Source organism: Clostridium sp. TJA038 (assembly GCF_058310255.1).
The window spans coordinates 687035-706353 of record NZ_JBZEFA010000001.1; the positions used below are offsets into that span (position 1 = coordinate 687035).

Sequence of the window (19319 nt, forward strand, 5' to 3'; positions counted from 1 at the left end):
AATGAATTTTTAAAATTAATGATAGTAATATAATTATTTTATTATATATATTATAAAAAATATGAATTTAACTTATTTAAAAAAATAAGGTATTATAAATGTGTAAGGAGTTTGTTAAAAAATAAACTAACGATTATATGGTTTAAATTTTGGAGGTGTTTGAATGGGATACAAATTAAATTTAGAAGAAGTAAATAAGCTATTTGATGAGCTTAAGAAAGAGTATATAATTTATGCTCCAAAGAGATTTGAAAAACAAGGGAGATATTCCGATACAGATATTATAAAATATGATGTTATAGATAGAGTTGAGGATATAGTTTATGATGAAAAATCAACTTATCCAGTTAAAGAAGTAATTACTCCTATTTCTCAAACTTTATACTATTTTATAGAAGATGAATTTAGAGAAAGTAGAATGGATAGCCAAAAGAAAATTCTTATTTTTGCTAGACCATGTGATATAAATGCTCAAAGAAGACAAGATACTATATATCTTAAAAATGGTAACTTTGAAGATGTATTCTATAAAAGAATGAGAGATAGAGTTAAGTTTGTTTGTATAGAATGTACAGAAGGATGGGATACATGTTTTTGTACAACAATGAACAGTAACAAAACTGATGATTATAGCTTAGCTGTAAGATTTAATGAGGATAACTTACTTTTCAATGTTAAGGAAGAAGAATTAAATAAATATTTTGAAGGAAAGCAAGAAGCAGACTTTGAACTTCAATTTATTGAAGAAAATGAAGCTAAGGTTGAATTACCTGAAATAGAAAGTGTTGAAGTTTTAAATAAACTTAAAGAGCACAAAATGTGGGAAGAATATAATAAAAGATGTATTCAATGTGGAAGTTGTACAGTTGCTTGTAGTACATGTACATGCTTTACAACAAGAGATGTAGTTCATGATTCAAACCACAATATAGGAGAAAGAAAGAGAGTACAAGCATCTTGTCATGTAGATGGATTTGATGAAATGGCAGGAGGTCATTCATTTAGAAAAACTGCTGGAGACAAAATGAGATATAAAGTTATGCACAAAATTCATGACTATAAAGCTCAATTTGGAGAAGAAAATATGTGTGTAGGTTGTGGTAGATGTACAGACAGATGTCCTGAAAATATATCAATGACAGCATCTATAAACAAGGTTGCAAAGGCAGTAAAAGAAATCAAGGAGGAGATGTAAATGGAAAATGTTTTAACACCTAAAGCATGCGAAATAATAGATATAGTTAAGGAAACTGATAAGGAGTGGACTTTTAGAATTGCTTCTGACATAGTTCCTGAACATGGTCAATTTTTACAATTATCTCTTCCTAAAATAGGAGAAGCACCTATTTCTGTAAGTGGTTTTGGACCAGGATACTTAGACTTTACAATAAGAGCTGTAGGTAAGGTTACAGATGAAATATTTAAGTTAAAAGTAGGAGATAAGATTTCTTTAAGAGGAGCTTATGGAAAAGGATGGCCTGTAGAACAATTTAAGAACAAAAATGTAGTAATTGTTGCTGGAGGAACAGGGGTTGCACCTGTTAGAAGTTTAATAAACAAATTCTATGATGAGCCAGATTATGTTGAAAGCTTAAGCTTAGTATTTGGATTTAAAAATTCAGAGGGAATACTTTTCAAAAATGATTTAGATAGATGGAGTGAAAGATTTAATACTATCTACACTTTAGATAATGATACAAAAGAAGGTTGGGAAACTGGACTTGTAACTGTTCATTTAAATAAGTTACCTTTAGAAGATTTTGGAGACAACTATGAAGTTATTATTGTAGGACCTCCTATAATGATGCATTTTACAGCTTTAGAGTTCTTAAAACTTGGAGTTCCTGAAGATAAAATATGGGTTTCTTTTGAAAGAAAAATGTCTTGTGCAGTTGGTAAATGTGGACATTGTAGAATAAATGAAACATATGTATGCCTTGAAGGTCCTGTTTTTAACTATTCAAAAGCAAAGGATTTACTAGATTAGGAGGAATTATTTATGAATCATGATATAGATATAAAAAAGGTTAGATTAAATTGTTTTCGTCAATCAAAGGTTCCAGGAGAATTCATGTTACAAATGCGTGTTCCTGGAGGAATTGTAGATGCTAAGTACTTATCTCAAGTTCAAGAAATAGCTGAAACTTGGGGAAATGGAACTTTCCACATGGGAATGAGACAAACATTTAGTATTCCAGGAATAAAATATGAAAATATTCCAGAAGTAAATAAATTCATAGAAGGTTACTTACAAGAAGTTGAAGTTGATAGATGTAACTGTGATATGACAGTTGATGAAAATGGATATCCTACAATAGGTGCTAGAAACGTTATGGCATGTATAGGAAATTCACACTGTATAAAAGCTAATGCAGATACTAAGGATATGGCTAATAAAATAGAAAAATTAGTATTCCCTTCACACTACCATATAAAAGTATCAGTAGCTGGTTGTCCTAATGACTGTGCTAAAGCACACTTCCAAGATTTTGGTGTTATAGGACAAGCTAGAATGGAATATCATCCTGAAAGATGTATAGGTTGTGGAGCTTGTGTAAGAGCTTGTGAACACCATGCTACAAGAGTTTTAAGCTTAAATCATAAAGGATTAATAGATAAAGATCCATGTTGTTGTGTAGGTTGTGGAGAATGTGTATTAGCATGTCCTGCAAGTGCTTGGACTAGAAAACCAGAAAAGTTCTATAGATTAGTTATAGGTGGTAGAACAGGTAAGCAAACACCAAGAATGGGTAAAACATTTGTAAACTTTGCAACTGAAGAAGTTGTTCTTGGAATATTTGCAAACTGGCAAAAATTCTCTGCTTGGGCATTAAACTACAAGCCAGAATACTTACATGGTGGTCATTTAATAGACAGAGCTGGATACCACAAGTTTAAAGAAATAATTTTAGACGGAGTAGAATTAAATCCAGAAGCTTTAGTTGCTGATAACATATTCTGGGCAGAAACAGAATATAGATCAAACTTCAACGTTAAGCCTATAAAAATGCATAAGAGCATAGAGTCTACTAGACCAATAAGATAATTTTTAGAGAAGATTTATTATAAATTTTAAAAGAGACAATAGGGTAGGGGTACCTCTATAGATTGCTTTTAAAATTACTTAAATAAAATAAATAAGTTAAATAAAATTACATAGATTATTATATTTAATCTATGTAATTTTTTTCTTACATATTTAAAATTTCAAATATATCACAAGGATAATATTTAATAAAGAGAGAAAATATTAACAAATTGTTAATAAAGCTATATATAATTTAAGGCTTTGTTTTTAGTGAATTTTGATTGAATTAAGATTTAAATTTATAATATTACTTGAAGATAATTACAACAAAATTTATTATAAATTTAAGATAATTTGTCCTAAGAAGTGAAGCATTTTCTCTCTTTCATATCACTTTTTAGGACAGATTTTTGAAAACTTTAAAATTTATAGGAGGTTTTTAAAATGAATAATAAAGTAATAAAATCTTATTGGGGAGTTGAATTAAGCCCAAGATTTATTGATGTTAAAAGTAATAAACTTTGCATAATATTACCTGGTATAGGATACTGTTTAGATAGATCATATTTAGATTACTCTAAGCAATTAGCTAAGGAATTAGGATATGATGTTTTAGAGATTGAATATGGATATCAAATAAATAGAAGTGAATTTAATATAGAAAAAGAATTTAGTATAATGGTTTCTGAATCTTTAGAAGTTATAGACAATGCTATAGATAAAGAATATGAAGAAATTTTAATAATAGGAAAGAGTATAGGAACAAGCGTTCAATATTTCCTAAATAAAGATTTAAGAGAAAGATTTAAAAATATTAAAAACATTTATATAAGTCCTATAGATAAGACTTTAAATGAATTTAATATAGAAGAAAATTCATTAGTTATAACAGGAGATAAAGATCCTTTACTTAGCTTAGAACATAGATTATCAATAGAAAAAAGAGAAGATTTAGAAAGCTTTGTAATAGAAAATGCAAATCATGCTCTTGATATAGAGGGTGAAGTTATGGCTACTGTAGATGCTTTAAAAGAAGCTTTAGAGATAGAAAAAGATTTTATAATAAATAAATAGATTTTATAAATAAGAATAAGGTTATTTCTTAGAAAGATAGCTTTATTCTTTTTTTTTTTATAAAATATTACATGAATTTTATCACTTAAATTAAAGGCTCTAGTAAATTTTATTACTAGAGCTTTATTATGTATATTATTTATTTTTTGATACTTCTTCTATAGAAATAAGGCTAACATTTCTTTTTTCAAATTCATCAACTACTTTTTGTATAATAGAAGGTTTCTTATAAATATCTTCAGGATAGCCATCTTGTCCATCTTTAAATTCTATAAGCTTAGTTTCTAAAAATGGGTGATAAAACATTCCAGCAAAAGTTTTATTAGACATTTTGGATATTTTATTTAACATAGCATTTTCTTTCCCACCTTCAATATAATATAAAGGAGTAGGAATGTAGTATGAGCCACTTCCTGTTGGAGATTTAATAGGTTTTGATTGTGCTTTGCTATCATCATAATCATTAAAAATGTATTTAAAGTCTTTTTCTAAGGCTTCATTTTGTGCTTTGCTTATAGTATAATGTGGTGCTTCAAAAAAGCTTATATTTATATTTAAGTCTTTTGCTATATCTATAGCTTTAGATACTCTTAATTTTAAATCATCTACAGAAGGATTATATTTACCAAATTCAAAGCCGTGTCCACTAATTGAATTATCTATTTGATGAGTATATCCATGTAAACCAATTTCTCCTTTATTATAGCTTGCAAAATCTAAGGTGTATAATAATTCAGCATTAGCAAAATTATTCTCTTTAGAAGGGTCATTATCTATATTTTTTTCAGGATTTATATATCTAGGTATCCAGGATATATGATAAGGAACATTTTTCTTTCCTAGATATCTTGCCATAACTCTTATAGATTCAAGATAATTTGAATCCTCTAAAGTGCCTGTACCACTAGAAGCTACATCTTCAAATCTTATAATACCTTTTTGTGGACCTTTTCCTTTATAAGGTTTAACATCTAACATATCCTTATTTGTATATAATTTTATTGTTTTTTCATCACAATTCCATCTGCTTTTTAAATCAAACATATTAGCAAAATCAATTAATGAAATATATGTAGCACCTCCTTGTATTATAGGGGTAATTTTAAGTTTTTGATTTTCTTTTTCTGAGTCTGACCAAACATTATCCTTTAAATTAACCTTTATATTCTTATTTAAAAGGTTAACTGTTAAATTATCCTCTTCTATATTTAATTCTCCATTATTAAGATTAACAATTTCATTTAAAGGAATTAAATATCTATTTTTGTCTAAGTATATTGGAAATTTAAGATTTTGAACTTTACCATTTAAGTTTATTTTTATGTTATCTTCAGTTTTATCTAAGGCATAGAAATTTTTGAATTTAAAAGCGGAAAAAGAAAAGTTATTTAAGTTTTCTTTGTTGCTACACCCTATTAAAAAGGTTAAGGGTAAAATTAAACATAAGTATTTAAAAAATTTTTTCATATAGTGCCTCCTCTTATAAATTATTAAAAAATAATTTATAACAATAAAATATAAAAATCGTACAATTATAATAGTATTTTACATTTAAAGGCTTAAATTTACAAAAAGGTTAAAATTTTAATTTTGAAGAAATTAATTATTTTATTTAAAAAAAATTAATAAAATGTTATAATTAATTTAAAACGATTACAATGGAGGGGGAGCGCATGGTATTTGGTTTTTTTATTGTATTAATATTTTTAGCTATAGAAATATTAATAGGATTATATCTTATTTATGATTTGCTTTATAAAAAAGAAAAACTTATTAAGGATTTAAAAAAGGAAGAGATTAAATCTTTAGTAAATTTAAAAAGAATACTTATACTAGAGAATTCTTTATCTCTTTTATTGTATGTTATCTTAATAAGCAATAAAGAAATATTAAAATTAGGAGGAGGAATATTAACTATAGAGGTCTTAATCTCTATGGCTGTTCTGATTTTTTATCTTTATATATTTCAAAGATTTATATTTAAATTTAAGAGTTTTAAAGCTTTAAAAAATTAAAATAACTTCTCTTAAAATTTTAAATTTAAATATATAGAATTATTTTATATCAAAAATTTTTTATAAGAATATTTATATATTATAGTAATAAAAAAGGGTGAAAATTTTAAGATTTAATATCTTAAAAAATATGATTTATCAAAGAATTTTTTTAAATATTTTAGAAGAAGATGAAAGTCCTATTAAGGGAGTAAATATTGTTATTAAAAATTATAATTATAAATATGAAGAGAAGACTAATGATTCTGGATTAGTTGAATTTTTAATAACAAAAGGAGTTTACTTATTAGAGGTTAAAAAAGAAGGTTTTATTAAAAGAGTTTATAAAATTAATGCTAGAGAGGATTTTAGTTTTAATAAAATAATATTAAAAAGAGAAGATTATACTTTTTATGATGGAAATAAAGAAGATGATTTAATAAATTTTAATTTAAAAGAAGAGCTTAAAGATTGGGAAAGTAATCTTACCTTTCCTAGCATAATAAAAAATATTGAAAAAACTATAAGGGAAGTACTAGTTTTTATTAATTTAATTAATTCTTTAGATGAAAATAATTATAAATTCCCATTAAGTTTAGAAGAATGTGAAAAGCAAAATATTACTAAAGAAAAAGATAATAATACTTATGATGTTATAGGTTTTAAGGAAATAGAATGATTATATGAGAAAACTTATAAATTTTTATAATTTATAAGTTTTTTTATATAAAAATACTTTAGTATATAATATAATTTAAAGTAAAAAAAGGGAGTGATACCTTGTTTTTAGAAGCTATAAAAAAGGAAGATTTTCAAAGAGAAGTTAAAATAAGATTTAATAATATATTGGAAGGATTAGATAAATATCCTAATAAAATATTAGCATCTTCTATAGAGAAGGATGAATTATTTAAGGAAAAAGAAAAAAGTTTTTTAGACTTTTTTAAAGAAGCATTAAAAATTAATAATAATAATTTAATTATAGATTTTTACATTGAAAAATTAGATGATGAAAGTTTAAAAAAGCTTTTAGAGAAATTAAACAAAGAGGATACAGAAATATTAAAGGGAATAATTAGTGAAAATAATAGAAAAGATATTTATTTTAAAATAGAAGATATTAGAGTGATTGATTTTATAATTAGATTAAATACAAGAGAATTATTTTTTTCAACATTTTATTTTATTGAAAAACCTTTTACTATTTGGGGAAACTATAATTTGAAATTTCCAGTTTTTTATGAAGATAAAGATACTTTTAAAGAGTATGAAGTTTTAGCAAAAAAATTCAATTTATTTATGGAATAAATTTATAAAAAATAAAGGAAGAGAAAATTCTCCTCCTTTATTTTTATATCATTTAACTTCAAATATCCATTCTTTAGGTGCTTTAATATCTCCAAATTGCATTTTACATAAAATATCATAAAGTTTTTTCGTTACTGGTCCAACTTCAGTTTCGCTATAGAAAATATGAAGTTTATTTTTATATTCTATGCCACCTATAGGAGTTATTACAGCAGCTGTGCCACAGGCACCAGCTTCAGAAAATTCATCTAAATTATCTATTAAAACATCTCTTTCATAAACTGGCATTTTTAGATTGTTTTTAGCTATTTCCATTAAAGAGTATTTCGTTATACTTGGCAAAATTGAATCTGAATATGGAGTTACAAACTCTCCTTTTTTAGTTATACCAAAAAAGTTTGCAGCACCAACTTCTTCAATTTTTGTATGAGTTGCAGGGTCTAAGTATATGCAATCTGCAAAGCCTTTTTTTACAGCTATTTCATGAGCTTTTAAGCTTGCAGCATAATTTCCACCAACCTTTATAGAACCAGTTCCTTTAGGGGCTGCTCTATCATAATCTGTAACCATAAAGTTTACAGGTTTTAATCCTCCTTTAAAATATGCTCCAACAGGAATGCAAAATACTGAGAATATAAATTCAGGAGCTGACTTAACACCTATATTATCGCCAACACCTATCATAAAAGGTCTTAAATATAAAGTTGCAAAGGTTCCATAGGGTGGAACAAATCTTTCATTAGCTTTAACAACTTTCATACAAGCATCTATAAACTTTTCAACAGGTATTTCAGGCATTAAAAGTTTTTCGCATGATTTATTCATTCTTTTAGCATTTTCATCCACTCTAAATAATTGAATTTTTCCATCTTTTGTTCTGTAAGCTTTTAACCCTTCAAAGCACTGTTGTCCATAGTGAAGTGCTGTTGAAGCTTCACTTATAGTTAATTTGTTGTCTTTAACTAATTTTCCTTCATCCCATGCACCGTTTTTATAATGAGATATATAACGATAATCAGTTTTTATATAAGAAAAACCTAGATTATTCCAATCAATATCTGTATTTTTATCCATAGTTTAACACTCCAATCAAAAGTTTAATACTTTTTTATTTTATCATTATAATTTTTAAAATGAAATATTAAAAATTAAAAGTTGCAAAAATATTTATTTAGTAAAAATTAAGAAATATTAAAATAATACAAAAAATTAATATTTATTACCCTATTTATTATATAAAATTGAAAAGAAAATTATGTTATAATTAATTAAAAGTAATTAAAAAGGGAGATAGGTATGGAGAAATTTTATGAATTGAGTATAAGTGGCAAAGAATCAGGATTACATAAGATTATTGTTCCAGCTATGGTTATTTCTTTATTTTTAGCAGCAGGAATATTTATCTTTATGGGGCTTATACCTGCATTAATATTTTTATTAATAATATGTTTACCACTTTTTATAGCTAAAAGATTGTCAATGGTTGAATATGATTATGAGTTTACAGATGGTGAACTTGAGATTAGTGCTATTTATGAAAGAGTTAGAAGAAAAATAAAGGGTAACATAGATTTAAGAGATATTGAAATTGCTGCACCCTTAGGAGATAGTTCCTTAGATAGATATTCTAGTGCAAAGGTAAATAAGTGTTATACTAATGTTCAAGATGGAAAAAAGGTTTATGTAATTGTAGTAAGATGGGAAACTAAGTTTGTGGCTTATGAAGTTTTATTAGATCAAAAAATGTTAGATTTAATATTTTTTTCAAACCCACAAAAGGTTATTAGATAAAAGACGATTTAAATCGTCTTTTTTTATTATAAAATATTAAAAAAATAAATTTTAAAAAAAGAGATTTTATATTAAATTAACATATAAAACTTTTAAAAAATGATAATTTATTAAATATTAAACTTTATTATTTAATAAATGGTATTTTGTGCTATAATATTAAATAAGATTTAATTAAGTTATTTTTTTTATATTTAAAACTTAATTTAAGCTTATTTTATACTAAATAATTAACTATGCTTAAAAGAGGGGGCATTAATAATGGATGTAAAAAAATATGTAGATAATTTAATGGAAGATTTAAAGAAAAACAACCCTGGTGAAAGCGAATTTTTAGCAGCTTCAGAGGAAGTATTATATTCTTTAATACCAGTTTTAGAGAAAAATCCTAAATACATAGAAGAAGGAATACTAGAGAGAATAGTAGAACCTGAAAGAGTTATAATGTTTAGAGTTCCTTGGGTTGACGACTTAGGTAATGTAAGAGTTAATAGAGGATATAGAGTACAATTTAATAGTGCTATAGGACCATATAAGGGAGGGTTAAGATTCCATCCTTCTGTAAATTTAAGCATAATAAAGTTTTTAGGATTTGAGCAAATATTTAAAAACTCTTTAACAACTCTTCCTATTGGAGGAGGAAAAGGTGGGTCTAACTTTGACCCTAAGGGAAAATCAGATAGAGAAATAATGAGATTTTGCCAAAGTTTTATGAGTGAATTATATAGACATATAGGACCTAATGTAGATGTACCAGCTGGAGATATTGGAGTTGGAGGAAGAGAAATAGGATATATGTTTGGTCAGTATAAAAAGCTTAAAAATTCTGTAGATTCAGGTGTTTTAACTGGTAAGGGCTTAACATATGGTGGTAGCTTAGCTAGAAAAGAAGCAACTGGATATGGCTTAGTATATCTTGTAGATGAAATGTTAAGAGATAATGGAAAAAGCATAGAAGGTAAAACAGTTGTAATTTCAGGTTCAGGAAATGTGGCAATATATGCTACTGAAAAGATTACTGAACTTGGTGGTAAGGTTGTTGCACTTTCAGATTCATCAGGATATGTATATGATGAAAAGGGAATAAATTTAGAAGTTGTAAAGGAAATTAAGGAAGTAAAGAGAGGAAGAATTTCAGAGTATGTAAATTATGTTAAAACAGCTAAGTTTACAGAAGGATGTAGAGGAATTTGGAATATAAAATGTGATATAGCTCTTCCTTGTGCAACACAAAATGAAATAGATAAAGAAAGTGCTAAAATATTAATTGAAAATGGAGTAATTGCTATTGGAGAAGGAGCAAATATGCCTTCAACTTTAGAAGCTCAAAAACTATTTATAGATAATAAAATATTATTTGCTCCTGCAAAAGCAGCTAATGCTGGTGGAGTTGCAACTTCAGCTTTAGAAATGAGCCAAAATAGTTTAAGAATGTCTTGGACTTTTGAAGAAGTTGATAAGAAGCTTAAAGATATAATGAAAGATATATACTATAATTCTAGAAATGCAGCTTCTGAATATGGCTATGATGGAAATTTAATAATTGGAGCTAATATAGCTGGATTTAAAAAGGTTGCAGATGCTATGTTAGAACAAGGAGTTATATAAAATTAAAATATTAAATTTTAAAATATAAATAGAAAATCTTATCTTTAAAGAAGAAACTATACTTAATTTTTAAAATAGAGCTTTATGGATTTATTTATTAGATTAGTAAAACATATTAATAAGTTTTATTTTAAGTTTATTTTAGGATGGTTTCTTCTGTTTTTTTCTTTTTACTTATGATATATTAGAAAATGTTATTATTAATAACTTATGTTAAATCATAATTTATTTAGAAAGGAAAATAGATATGTCAAAGATAACTAGCAGAAACAATGATTTTTTAAAATTACATAGAGATTCAACTTCTCCTAAGGTTTATTCTTTGCTTATAGAACTTATAAATGAAGATAGAGAAGACTTAGCTAATGAAGTTATAAAAATAGATTATTTAGTGGATTATTTTAATAATTGTATTAAAAAAAGAGATAAGAGAGAAGGCAAAGAAACTTTAGAGAGAATAAATTTAAGACTTTCTAAGTTGAAAAAAGAGGGAGTAGACACCTCTCATTTTGAAACTCTTTGTGAAAATATATTAAAAAATAATAAGGTTAAACTTTAAGTAAAAAGGATGGGATGCTAATGGATAAATTTTTAAAGTTAGGATTAAGTAAAGAGGTTTCAAAATCTTTAATAGGCTTAGGAATAGAGGAACCAACAGATATTCAAGAAAAAGCTATACCTGAAGTATTAAAGGGGAATAATGTAATTGGTAAAGCAGAAACAGGAACAGGAAAGACTTTAGCTTATTTACTTCCTATAATAGAAAATATTGATGATTCAAAAAATGAAATGCAGGCAATTATTCTTTCGCCTACACATGAGTTAGGGGTTCAAATAAATAATGTTTTAAATGACCTTAAGAGAGGACTTGAAAAGAAAATAACCTCTACTACTTTAGTTGGAAGTGGAAATATAAAAAGGCAGATAGAGAAACTTAAAAATAAACCTCATATACTTGTTGGAACTACAGGAAGAATATTAGAGCTTATAAACAAGAAAAAAATAACTTGTAATACAATAAAAACAATTGTAATTGATGAAGGAGATAAGTTATTAGATTTTATAAATATAAAGGATGTAAGAAGTGTTGTTAAGTCTTGTAAAGGAGATACTCAAAAACTTATATTTTCAGCTACTATGAATGAAAAAGCTTTACAAAATGCAGAGGAATTAATAGGAGAAAGTGTTCTTATTCAAGCTAAAAGTGAAAATAAGGTTAATGAAAATATAAAGCATGGATATTTTCAAGTGGAATTAAGAGATAAGATAGACTTTTTGAGAAAAATTATACATGCCATAGGTAATGATAAAAAAATAATAGTTTTTATAAATAATAGTTATAATGTAAATAATGTAATACAAAAACTTAGATATAATAAAATAGAAGCAGTTTCTCTTCATGGTAGTGATAACAAAATGGAGAGAAAGAAATCACTTCAAGATTTTAGAAGTGGTAAAGCTAAGGTTTTAATAACTTCTGATGTATCAGCTAGAGGTTTAGACATTAAAGGAGCTACTCATATAATAAATTTAGATATTCCTATGAACTCTCAAAATTATTTACATAGAGTAGGGCGTGTAGGAAGAGCTGGTGAAAAAGGTTTTGCTTATTCCTTAGCAGATTATAAAGAAGAGAAAATTATTTTAAAATGCGAGAGACAATTAAAAATAAAAATTCCTAGACTTTATTTATACGAGGGAAAAATACATAAGGAAGATGTTAAAAAAAATTCTTCAAAGAAAAATGTAGTAAGAAAAAAGAAAAATATAAGTAAGATAAAAAAATAATATTATAAAAATAAAAAAACACTAAGGTTTTAAAACTTTAGTGTTTTTTATTTTATGTAAAGACTAAAAGTTACTAATTGATTAACAATATTATTACAATATTGGAAGTAATTATCAAGTATTATATAATAGCTTTAATATAAGAAATATCTTTTAGGGAGTGAGAGATTGGGATGAAGAAAATTTTAATTAGTGTTTTAGCAGCTATAATGATAGGAGCTACCTTTAGTGGGTGTATATCTAACAATAAAGGTGATACAGTTAATAGCGAAGAAAGTGGGAGTATTAAATTATCTTTAAGTGCTGAAGATATGATTAATAAATTAGTAGATGAGGGATTAGTTGTTATGCCTATGCCTGTAGATGATGAAATGGCTAAGGAAATATATCATTTAAATTTAGAGGATGTTTATGAATATGGAATAGCAGAAACAGGAAGGTCCCCTGGAAATGCTTTAATTATTATTGTTAAAGCTAAGGAGGGAAAGGTTAAAAATGTTGAAGAATCATTAAATAAAGTTTTAGAGGATAAAATAGGAAAGGCCTTTTATCCAGAGGAAAAAGAAATAGCAGAATCATCAAAGGTTTTTATAAAGGGTGATTATGTTTCATTATTTGTTTTGCCAGAGGAACAGTTAAAAGAAGCAAAAACTTTATATGAGGAGCAATTTGAGTAAGCTTTTAAATTTAATAAGGATTAAACTTTACTATAAATTTAAAAATATTATAAAGTTTAATCCTAGTTATAGATTATAAGTTTAATAGATTTTAAGGGTGTTTAAAATGGTATTTAGCAGTATTTTGTTTATATTTAGATTCTTGCCTTTAATATTTATAATATACTATCTAACTCCAAATAAATTTAAAAATTTATCTTTACTTATATTAAGTTTAATATTTTATTCCTTTGGAGAAGTAAAATATTTTTTTCTTATGATACTTTCTATAATAGTAGATTATTCTATAAGTTTATTAATAGATAAGCATAGAGAAAAAAGAGAAGTTTCATTATTTTTAGTTATCCTTTCAATTACCTTTAACTTAGGACTACTTATATTATTTAAATATCTTAATTTTTTTATTTACAATATAAATTTAGCCCTTGACACTTCTTTTTCTTTTATAAGTTTAACTCTTCCCTTAGGAATAAGTTTTTACACATTTCAAACCATGTCTTATACAATAGATGTTTATAGAGGAGAAGTGGAAGCTGAGAGGAATATATTAAATTTTGGAGCCTATGTATCACTTTTTCCACAACTTATAGCAGGGCCTATAGTAAAATATAGAGAAGTAAAAGAAGAACTTAAAAATAGGAATATTAAGATAAAAGAAGTAGAAGAGGGAATTATTGAATTTATAATAGGTCTTAGTAAAAAGGTGCTTCTTGCTAATAATATTGGTCTTTTATTTGAAGAAGTTAAAAATATTGGTTTTAGTAATGTTTCTACGCCTTTATTATGGCTATCTATTATTGCTTTTTCTTTTCAAATTTATTTTGATTTTAGTGGCTACTCTTCTATGGCTATAGGTCTTGGAAAAATTTTAGGATTTAAATTTCCTAAAAATTTTAATTTCCCGTATATATCAAGAAGCATAACAGAGTTTTGGAGAAGATGGCATATAACTTTAGGTTCATTTTTTAAGGAATATGTATATATTCCTTTAGGAGGCAATAGATTAGGAAAAATAAAAACTATTCGAAATCTTTTTATAGTTTGGTTTTTAACAGGATTTTGGCATGGAGCAAATTATAATTTTATAATATGGGGACTTTATTTTTTTATTGTTATTTGTATAGAAAAATTTTTAATAGGAGATTACTTAAAAAAACATAAGATTATATCTCATGTTTATACAATAATATTATTGTTTTTCGGATGGGCTATTTTTTCTTTTGAAAATTTAAGTGATTTGAAATATTTATTTTATGGTAATTTTTCCTTTGATTTTCTTTATTATCTTATGAATTATCTTTTTATCTTTGTAATATGTATATTATCTTCTACAAAGGTTATAAAAATTTTTTATGATAAGTATATAGAAAAAAATAATTTTTTGAAATCCATAATAATCTTTAGTTTATTTTTTATTTCAATTTCCTACTTAGTAGATTCTACTTATAATCCTTTTTTATATTTTAGATTTTAAAAGGAGTTTGCAAATATGAAAAAACATCCAATATTTTATATGTTTTTTATATTTTTATTTTGTATTACTTTTTTAGATATTTTTGAAAAGGAAAAAAGTTTTTCAGAAATAGAAAATAGAAAGTTGCAAAAAAGACCAGAATTTTCTCTAGAATCTTTTAAAGAGGGTTACTATGTTAAGGATTATGAAAATTATATAAATGATAACTTTTTCTTAAGAGATAAATGGATAAGTTTAAAATCTATAAGTGAATATTTTTTAGGAAAAAGAGAAAATAATAATATAATTTATGGAGAAAAGGGATATATGTTTGAAAAAACTTTATATTATGATGAAGAAAGATTTAAAAATAATAAAAAGGCATTAAATACTTTTATAAATAATTTTAATGGAAGGGTTACAACTCTTATAGCCCCTAATTCCTATACAATATATAAAGAGTATTTACCCTTTAATATAGAGCTTTTGAATCAAGAAAAACTTATAGAGGAAATTTATAAGGGAAGTAATAAAGATATAAATATAGATTTAATAAATATTTTGAAAAATAGTAAGAAGGATTATATATATTATAAGACAGACCATCATTGGACCACCTATGGTGCTTATTTAGCTTATACTGCTTATATGAAATCCTTAGGAATGAAAGAAATAAATTTAAAGGAATTAAAGGAAAATAAGGTTGAAAATTTTTATGGAACATATTTTTCAAAATCAAAGAGTTTTTATTCAGAGGGAGATACTTTAATTTATTATGATATAGACAATATAAAGATGAGTATAGAAGATAAAATCTTTAATACACTATATGATTTTGAAAAATTAAAGACAAGAGATAAGTATTCAGTTTTCCTTAGAGGAAATAATGGACTTACCATTATAAAAAATAAGAAAATAAAGGAAGATAAAAAATTAGTTGTATTTAAAGATTCCTTTGCTAATTCTATGATTCCCTTTTTATCTATGAATTTTAGTGAGATTCATGTAATAGACCTTAGAAGTTTTCCATATAAGGTAAGCGATTATATAAAAAAAAATAATTTTAAAGAAGCACTAGTGCTTTATAATATTGAGAATTTTTTTAATGATATAAATGTTATAAAGATAAAATATTGAAATTAATATGACATTGTTTGACAATATTCTTCTTTTTTGAGAAAATTAAATTGTCATTTTAGTTTTAGAGAGGTAAATAAAATTGAATATTAGAAAAATGCTTATAAGATATGCTTTTATTTCTTTTATAATGTTATTTATACCATTTAAAAGCGTATTTGCCTTAGGAGAGTCAGAGTTACGGTTTAATAACCTGACTTTAAAAGACGGTTTATCTCAATCTACAGTAAGTAAAATAATTCAAGATAATAAGGGATACATGTGGTTTGGGACATCAGATGGATTAAACAAATATAATGGGCATGAAGTTGTTGTTTTTAGAGAACTTGTAAATGATAAAAATAGTATAAACTCAAGCTTTATATCGGCTTTAATGGAATATGATAAAGATAATATTTTAGTTGGTACTAGTAAAGGGGTAAGCAAAATAAATGTAGTAACTAATGAAGTAAGTAGAATGTTTGAAGATGAAGAGGGGAAAAGCAAATTATCAAATAATAATATATGGGATATATTAAAACATAAAGATGGTACTATTTGGATAGCTACAAGAAAAGGACTAAATATTTATAATCCAAAGGATGGAGAAATAAAGCAGTTATTTAAAGATAGTAATCCTAAAGGGCTAAAAAGTAATGTTATAAACTCCTTATGTGAGGATAAATACGGGAATATTTGGATTGGAACTAGTGAAGGATTAAGTGTAATAAATACAAATACAAAGGAGTTTCAATCTATAAATGAAACCTTAGATAAGGATAATGCTTCTGTAACAAATATTTATAAAGATAGAGAAGATAATATGTGGGTAGTTACTAACAAAAATGTTATGTTAATATCTAGCAATTATAAGGATATTACTTATTTAGATAAGGATTTAGAAAAGTTTAATATAGCCCCAGAAAGTGTAAATACTATATATGAGGATACTTACGACAATTTATGGATATCTACTCAAAAAGGACTTTTAGAATATAGTAAAGAAGATAAAAAAATGCATCTTTTTGAAAGTAGATATTATGATGATACAAGTTTAGTTAACGATAATGTTTTAGTGGCTTATGAAGATAGAAGTGGACTAATTTGGTTTGGAACTTATAATGGGATAAGCTTATTAAACCCAAATCAACCTTTTAAGCACTATAGAAGAGAACCTGATAAGGAAAATACTTTAAGTGATAATAGTATGAGTGGAATATATAAAGATTCTAATGGAATGCTTTGGCTTGGTACAAATTCTGCAGGATTAAATAGACTAAATACTAAAACTGGAGAAGTTACAAACTTTTATAGTGATAGCAATGATGAAAATACCTTAAGTAGTAATGTTGTTTGGCAGATATGTGAAGCTGATAAAGATAATTTATGGGTTGCTACTCAAGGAGGAGTTAACAAGATAAATAAGGAAAGTGGTTTAGTACAAAGAATACCTTATCCTGAAGATATGCAAGAGAGAAATAAGATGGATGCTAGAAATGTCTTTGTTGATAAAGATGGCTTGCTTTGGATAGGAGCAAGAGGAGGCTTGCAGTCTTATGATGATAAAACAGGAACCTTTACTGATTACTCAAACATATTTAAGGCCGTAGGAATAGTTGAAAATGCTGTAACTAGTATATCACAAGATGAAGAAGGATTTTTGTGGATTACTATAGGAATTGATGGAGGAGTAGTAAAGTTTGATAAAGATAAGGGAATATTGAAAAGTTATGTAAATAATAACTTTGATAATAACAGTCTTATAAATAATGGGGTTCGTTGTTTAGCAAAGGATTCAAAGGGAAATCTTTGGATAGGAACTGAAGCTGGACTAAGCAAATTAGACCCTAAGACAGAAACATTTACAAATTATACTGTTATAAATGGATTATCAAATAACTTTATATATGGAATACTTATAGATGAAAATGATAATGTTTGGATAAGTACGAATGATGGAATATCTAGGTTTGACCAAAATGAAAATAAATTTATAAATTATACAGCTATGGATGGACTTCAAAGTAATGAATTTAATGGAAGGTCTTATTTTAAAAGTAGTGATGGAGAAATGTTTTTTGGAGGAATAAATGGTGTAACTGCCTTTTATCCTAAAGATGTTTTGAAATTTTCTGATGATAAAGATAAAAATAAGGTTGTTATAGATAAAATAATGGTAAATAATAAAATTTATCCATATTATGGAGGAAACCTTAGCTTAAAGTATAATGAAAATAATATATCTATTGATTTCTTCTTACCAGATTATTTAAACACAAATAAAATTACCTATGAATATAAATTAGAAGGTATTGACGAGGATTGGGTTTTTGCAAATAAGAGAAATAATGCAAATTATGCAACCTTAGATTCTGGAAGTTATAAAATATTAATTAGAGCTCGTGATAATCATGGAGACTTAACTCCAGTTACAACCTTAGATTTAAAAATAGATCCTCCTCCTTGGCGAACTCCAACTGCTTATTTAATATATTTTTCAAGTGCTGTAATAGTTATTTTTCTAATGTGGAGCTATGTAACTGCCTTAGAGAAAACCGTTAAAAAGAGAGCTGAACAATTAAAGAAAGAAGCTAAAGAGAAAGAAAAGCTATATGAAGAGAAAGAAAAGCTTTATAAAGAAGCCGCAGAGCTTAAAGATGAAATGATAAAAAGACAAAAGTTTAAAAATGATTATTTTGTAAATCTTTCTCATGAACTTAGAACACCTTTAAATGTTATATTAGCTACAATTCAATTGATAAAATTAAAAAATAAAGAGGATATTTTAGGTAAATATCAAGTGGAAGATTATACAAATACTCTTAAAAATAATGCTAATAATCTTTTAAAAATAATAAATGATATAATAGATTCTTCAAAAATAGAAGCTGGGGCTTATAGGCTAAATATAGAGAAGAATGATATTGTTTCTTTAGTTGAGGATACTGCTTTAAGCTTAAAATCATATATTGAAGAGAACAACTTAGAAATTATAATAGACCCTGAAATAGAGGAACTTGAAGTTGAATGCGATAAAAGTGAAATAGAAAGATGTGTTATAAATCTTTTATCTAATGCTATAAAATATACTGAGGGGCCTGGAAAAATTGAGGTCTTTATAAAAGAAGTTGGAGAGGATAAAGTAGAGATTTCAATAAAAGATACTGGAGTTGGAATACCTAAAGAACAACAAAAGGCTATTTTTGATAGATTTGTTCAAGCTGATTCTAAAGCTAAAAAGCCTTATAGAAGTAGTGGAATAGGATTAACTTTAGTTAAAAGTATTATAGAGTTACATCATGGAGATATAAGAGTTGAAAGTGAAGTAAATAAAGGAAGTACCTTTATAATTACATTACCTATAAAACAAAATAAAGATAACTAATTAGAAGATAAAACTTGCAAGATTAAATTTATAAATTCTTGTAAGTTTTATTTTTTAGGAATTTTAAAAGGAACAAACTCATAAAATTTTAGGAAAA

The 19319-nt window shown here is 25.7% G+C and carries 17 protein-coding genes; 15 read left to right on the forward strand and 2 right to left on the reverse strand.

Going from position 1 to position 19319, the window contains the following annotated elements:
* The first annotated feature begins 163 nt into the window (after window positions 1–163).
* The 4 genes from asrA to AC4FQV_RS03295 all read left to right on the forward strand — a co-directional run bounded on the left by asrA (window position 164) and on the right by AC4FQV_RS03295 (window position 4102).
* On the forward strand, window positions 164–1195 hold the full coding sequence (gene asrA, locus AC4FQV_RS03280) for an anaerobic sulfite reductase subunit AsrA (RefSeq protein ID WP_491138883.1): 1032 nt from the start codon (window positions 164–166) through the stop codon (window positions 1193–1195).
* Complete coding sequence (gene asrB, locus AC4FQV_RS03285; protein WP_491164408.1) at window positions 1196–1987, forward strand: anaerobic sulfite reductase subunit AsrB; 792 nt, start codon at window positions 1196–1198, stop codon at window positions 1985–1987. It begins immediately after the preceding gene.
* Between the two features lie 12 nt (window positions 1988–1999).
* Window positions 2000–3046 carry a sulfite reductase subunit C gene (asrC, locus tag AC4FQV_RS03290; RefSeq protein ID WP_491164411.1) on the forward strand — a complete coding sequence of 349 codons (1047 nt, stop codon included), beginning with the start codon at window positions 2000–2002 and terminating at the stop codon, window positions 3044–3046.
* 426 nt (window positions 3047–3472) lie between these two features.
* A complete protein-coding gene (locus AC4FQV_RS03295; protein ID WP_491138879.1) occupies window positions 3473–4102 on the forward strand; it encodes an alpha/beta hydrolase in 630 nt (209 codons plus the stop codon).
* A 135-nt stretch (window positions 4103–4237) separates the two neighbouring features.
* Here AC4FQV_RS03295 and AC4FQV_RS03300 read toward each other — a convergent pair whose 3' ends face one another.
* Window positions 4238–5569: a polysaccharide deacetylase family protein gene (locus AC4FQV_RS03300; RefSeq protein ID WP_491138878.1), complete on the reverse strand. Its 1332-nt coding sequence runs from the start codon at window positions 5567–5569 to the stop codon at window positions 4238–4240.
* Window positions 5570–5775: 206 nt separating this feature from the next.
* On the opposite strand from AC4FQV_RS03300, the gene AC4FQV_RS03305 reads away from it, so the two are divergent.
* From AC4FQV_RS03305 to AC4FQV_RS03315, 3 genes are all read left to right on the forward strand, one after another.
* Entirely contained in the window at window positions 5776–6117 is a 342-nt protein-coding gene (locus AC4FQV_RS03305) for a hypothetical protein (RefSeq protein WP_491164413.1), read from the forward strand.
* Between the two features lie 97 nt (window positions 6118–6214).
* On the forward strand, window positions 6215–6775 hold the full coding sequence (locus AC4FQV_RS03310) for a hypothetical protein (protein WP_491164415.1): 561 nt from the start codon (window positions 6215–6217) through the stop codon (window positions 6773–6775).
* Between the two features lie 101 nt (window positions 6776–6876).
* Window positions 6877–7404, forward strand: a complete 528-nt coding sequence (locus AC4FQV_RS03315) for a hypothetical protein (protein ID WP_491164417.1) — start codon at window positions 6877–6879, stop codon at window positions 7402–7404.
* Between the two features lie 48 nt (window positions 7405–7452).
* Here the strand turns inward: AC4FQV_RS03315 and AC4FQV_RS03320 are convergent, their stop codons facing one another.
* Window positions 7453–8478 (reverse strand): branched-chain amino acid aminotransferase, encoded by a 1026-nt coding sequence (locus tag AC4FQV_RS03320; protein WP_491164419.1) that lies wholly within the window; start codon window positions 8476–8478, stop codon window positions 7453–7455.
* 222 nt (window positions 8479–8700) lie between these two features.
* Between AC4FQV_RS03320 and AC4FQV_RS03325 the strand changes: the two genes are divergently transcribed.
* The 8 genes from AC4FQV_RS03325 to AC4FQV_RS03360 all read left to right on the forward strand — a co-directional run bounded on the left by AC4FQV_RS03325 (window position 8701) and on the right by AC4FQV_RS03360 (window position 19222).
* The gene (locus AC4FQV_RS03325; RefSeq protein ID WP_491138869.1) at window positions 8701–9195 is read left to right on the forward strand and encodes a DUF6106 family protein; all 495 of its coding nucleotides are present in this window, start codon (window positions 8701–8703) and stop codon (window positions 9193–9195) included.
* Between the two features lie 261 nt (window positions 9196–9456).
* Window positions 9457–10803, forward strand: coding sequence for an NADP-specific glutamate dehydrogenase (gdhA, locus tag AC4FQV_RS03330; protein ID WP_491164421.1), 1347 nt, complete (start codon window positions 9457–9459; stop codon window positions 10801–10803).
* 247 nt (window positions 10804–11050) lie between these two features.
* Entirely contained in the window at window positions 11051–11362 is a 312-nt protein-coding gene (locus tag AC4FQV_RS03335; RefSeq protein ID WP_491164426.1) for a hypothetical protein, read from the forward strand.
* A 20-nt stretch (window positions 11363–11382) separates the two neighbouring features.
* Entirely contained in the window at window positions 11383–12591 is a 1209-nt protein-coding gene (locus AC4FQV_RS03340) for a DEAD/DEAH box helicase (protein WP_491164428.1), read from the forward strand.
* 173 nt (window positions 12592–12764) lie between these two features.
* Window positions 12765–13268 carry a DUF4358 domain-containing protein gene (locus AC4FQV_RS03345; protein ID WP_491164432.1) on the forward strand — a complete coding sequence of 168 codons (504 nt, stop codon included), beginning with the start codon at window positions 12765–12767 and terminating at the stop codon, window positions 13266–13268.
* 106 nt (window positions 13269–13374) lie between these two features.
* Window positions 13375–14742, forward strand: coding sequence for an MBOAT family O-acyltransferase (locus AC4FQV_RS03350; RefSeq protein ID WP_491164434.1), 1368 nt, complete (start codon window positions 13375–13377; stop codon window positions 14740–14742).
* Between the two features lie 15 nt (window positions 14743–14757).
* Entirely contained in the window at window positions 14758–15858 is a 1101-nt protein-coding gene (locus AC4FQV_RS03355; RefSeq protein ID WP_491138860.1) for a DHHW family protein, read from the forward strand.
* Window positions 15859–15940: 82 nt separating this feature from the next.
* Entirely contained in the window at window positions 15941–19222 is a 3282-nt protein-coding gene (locus tag AC4FQV_RS03360) for a ligand-binding sensor domain-containing protein (protein ID WP_491138858.1), read from the forward strand.
* Window positions 19223–19319: the final 97 nt, after the last annotated feature.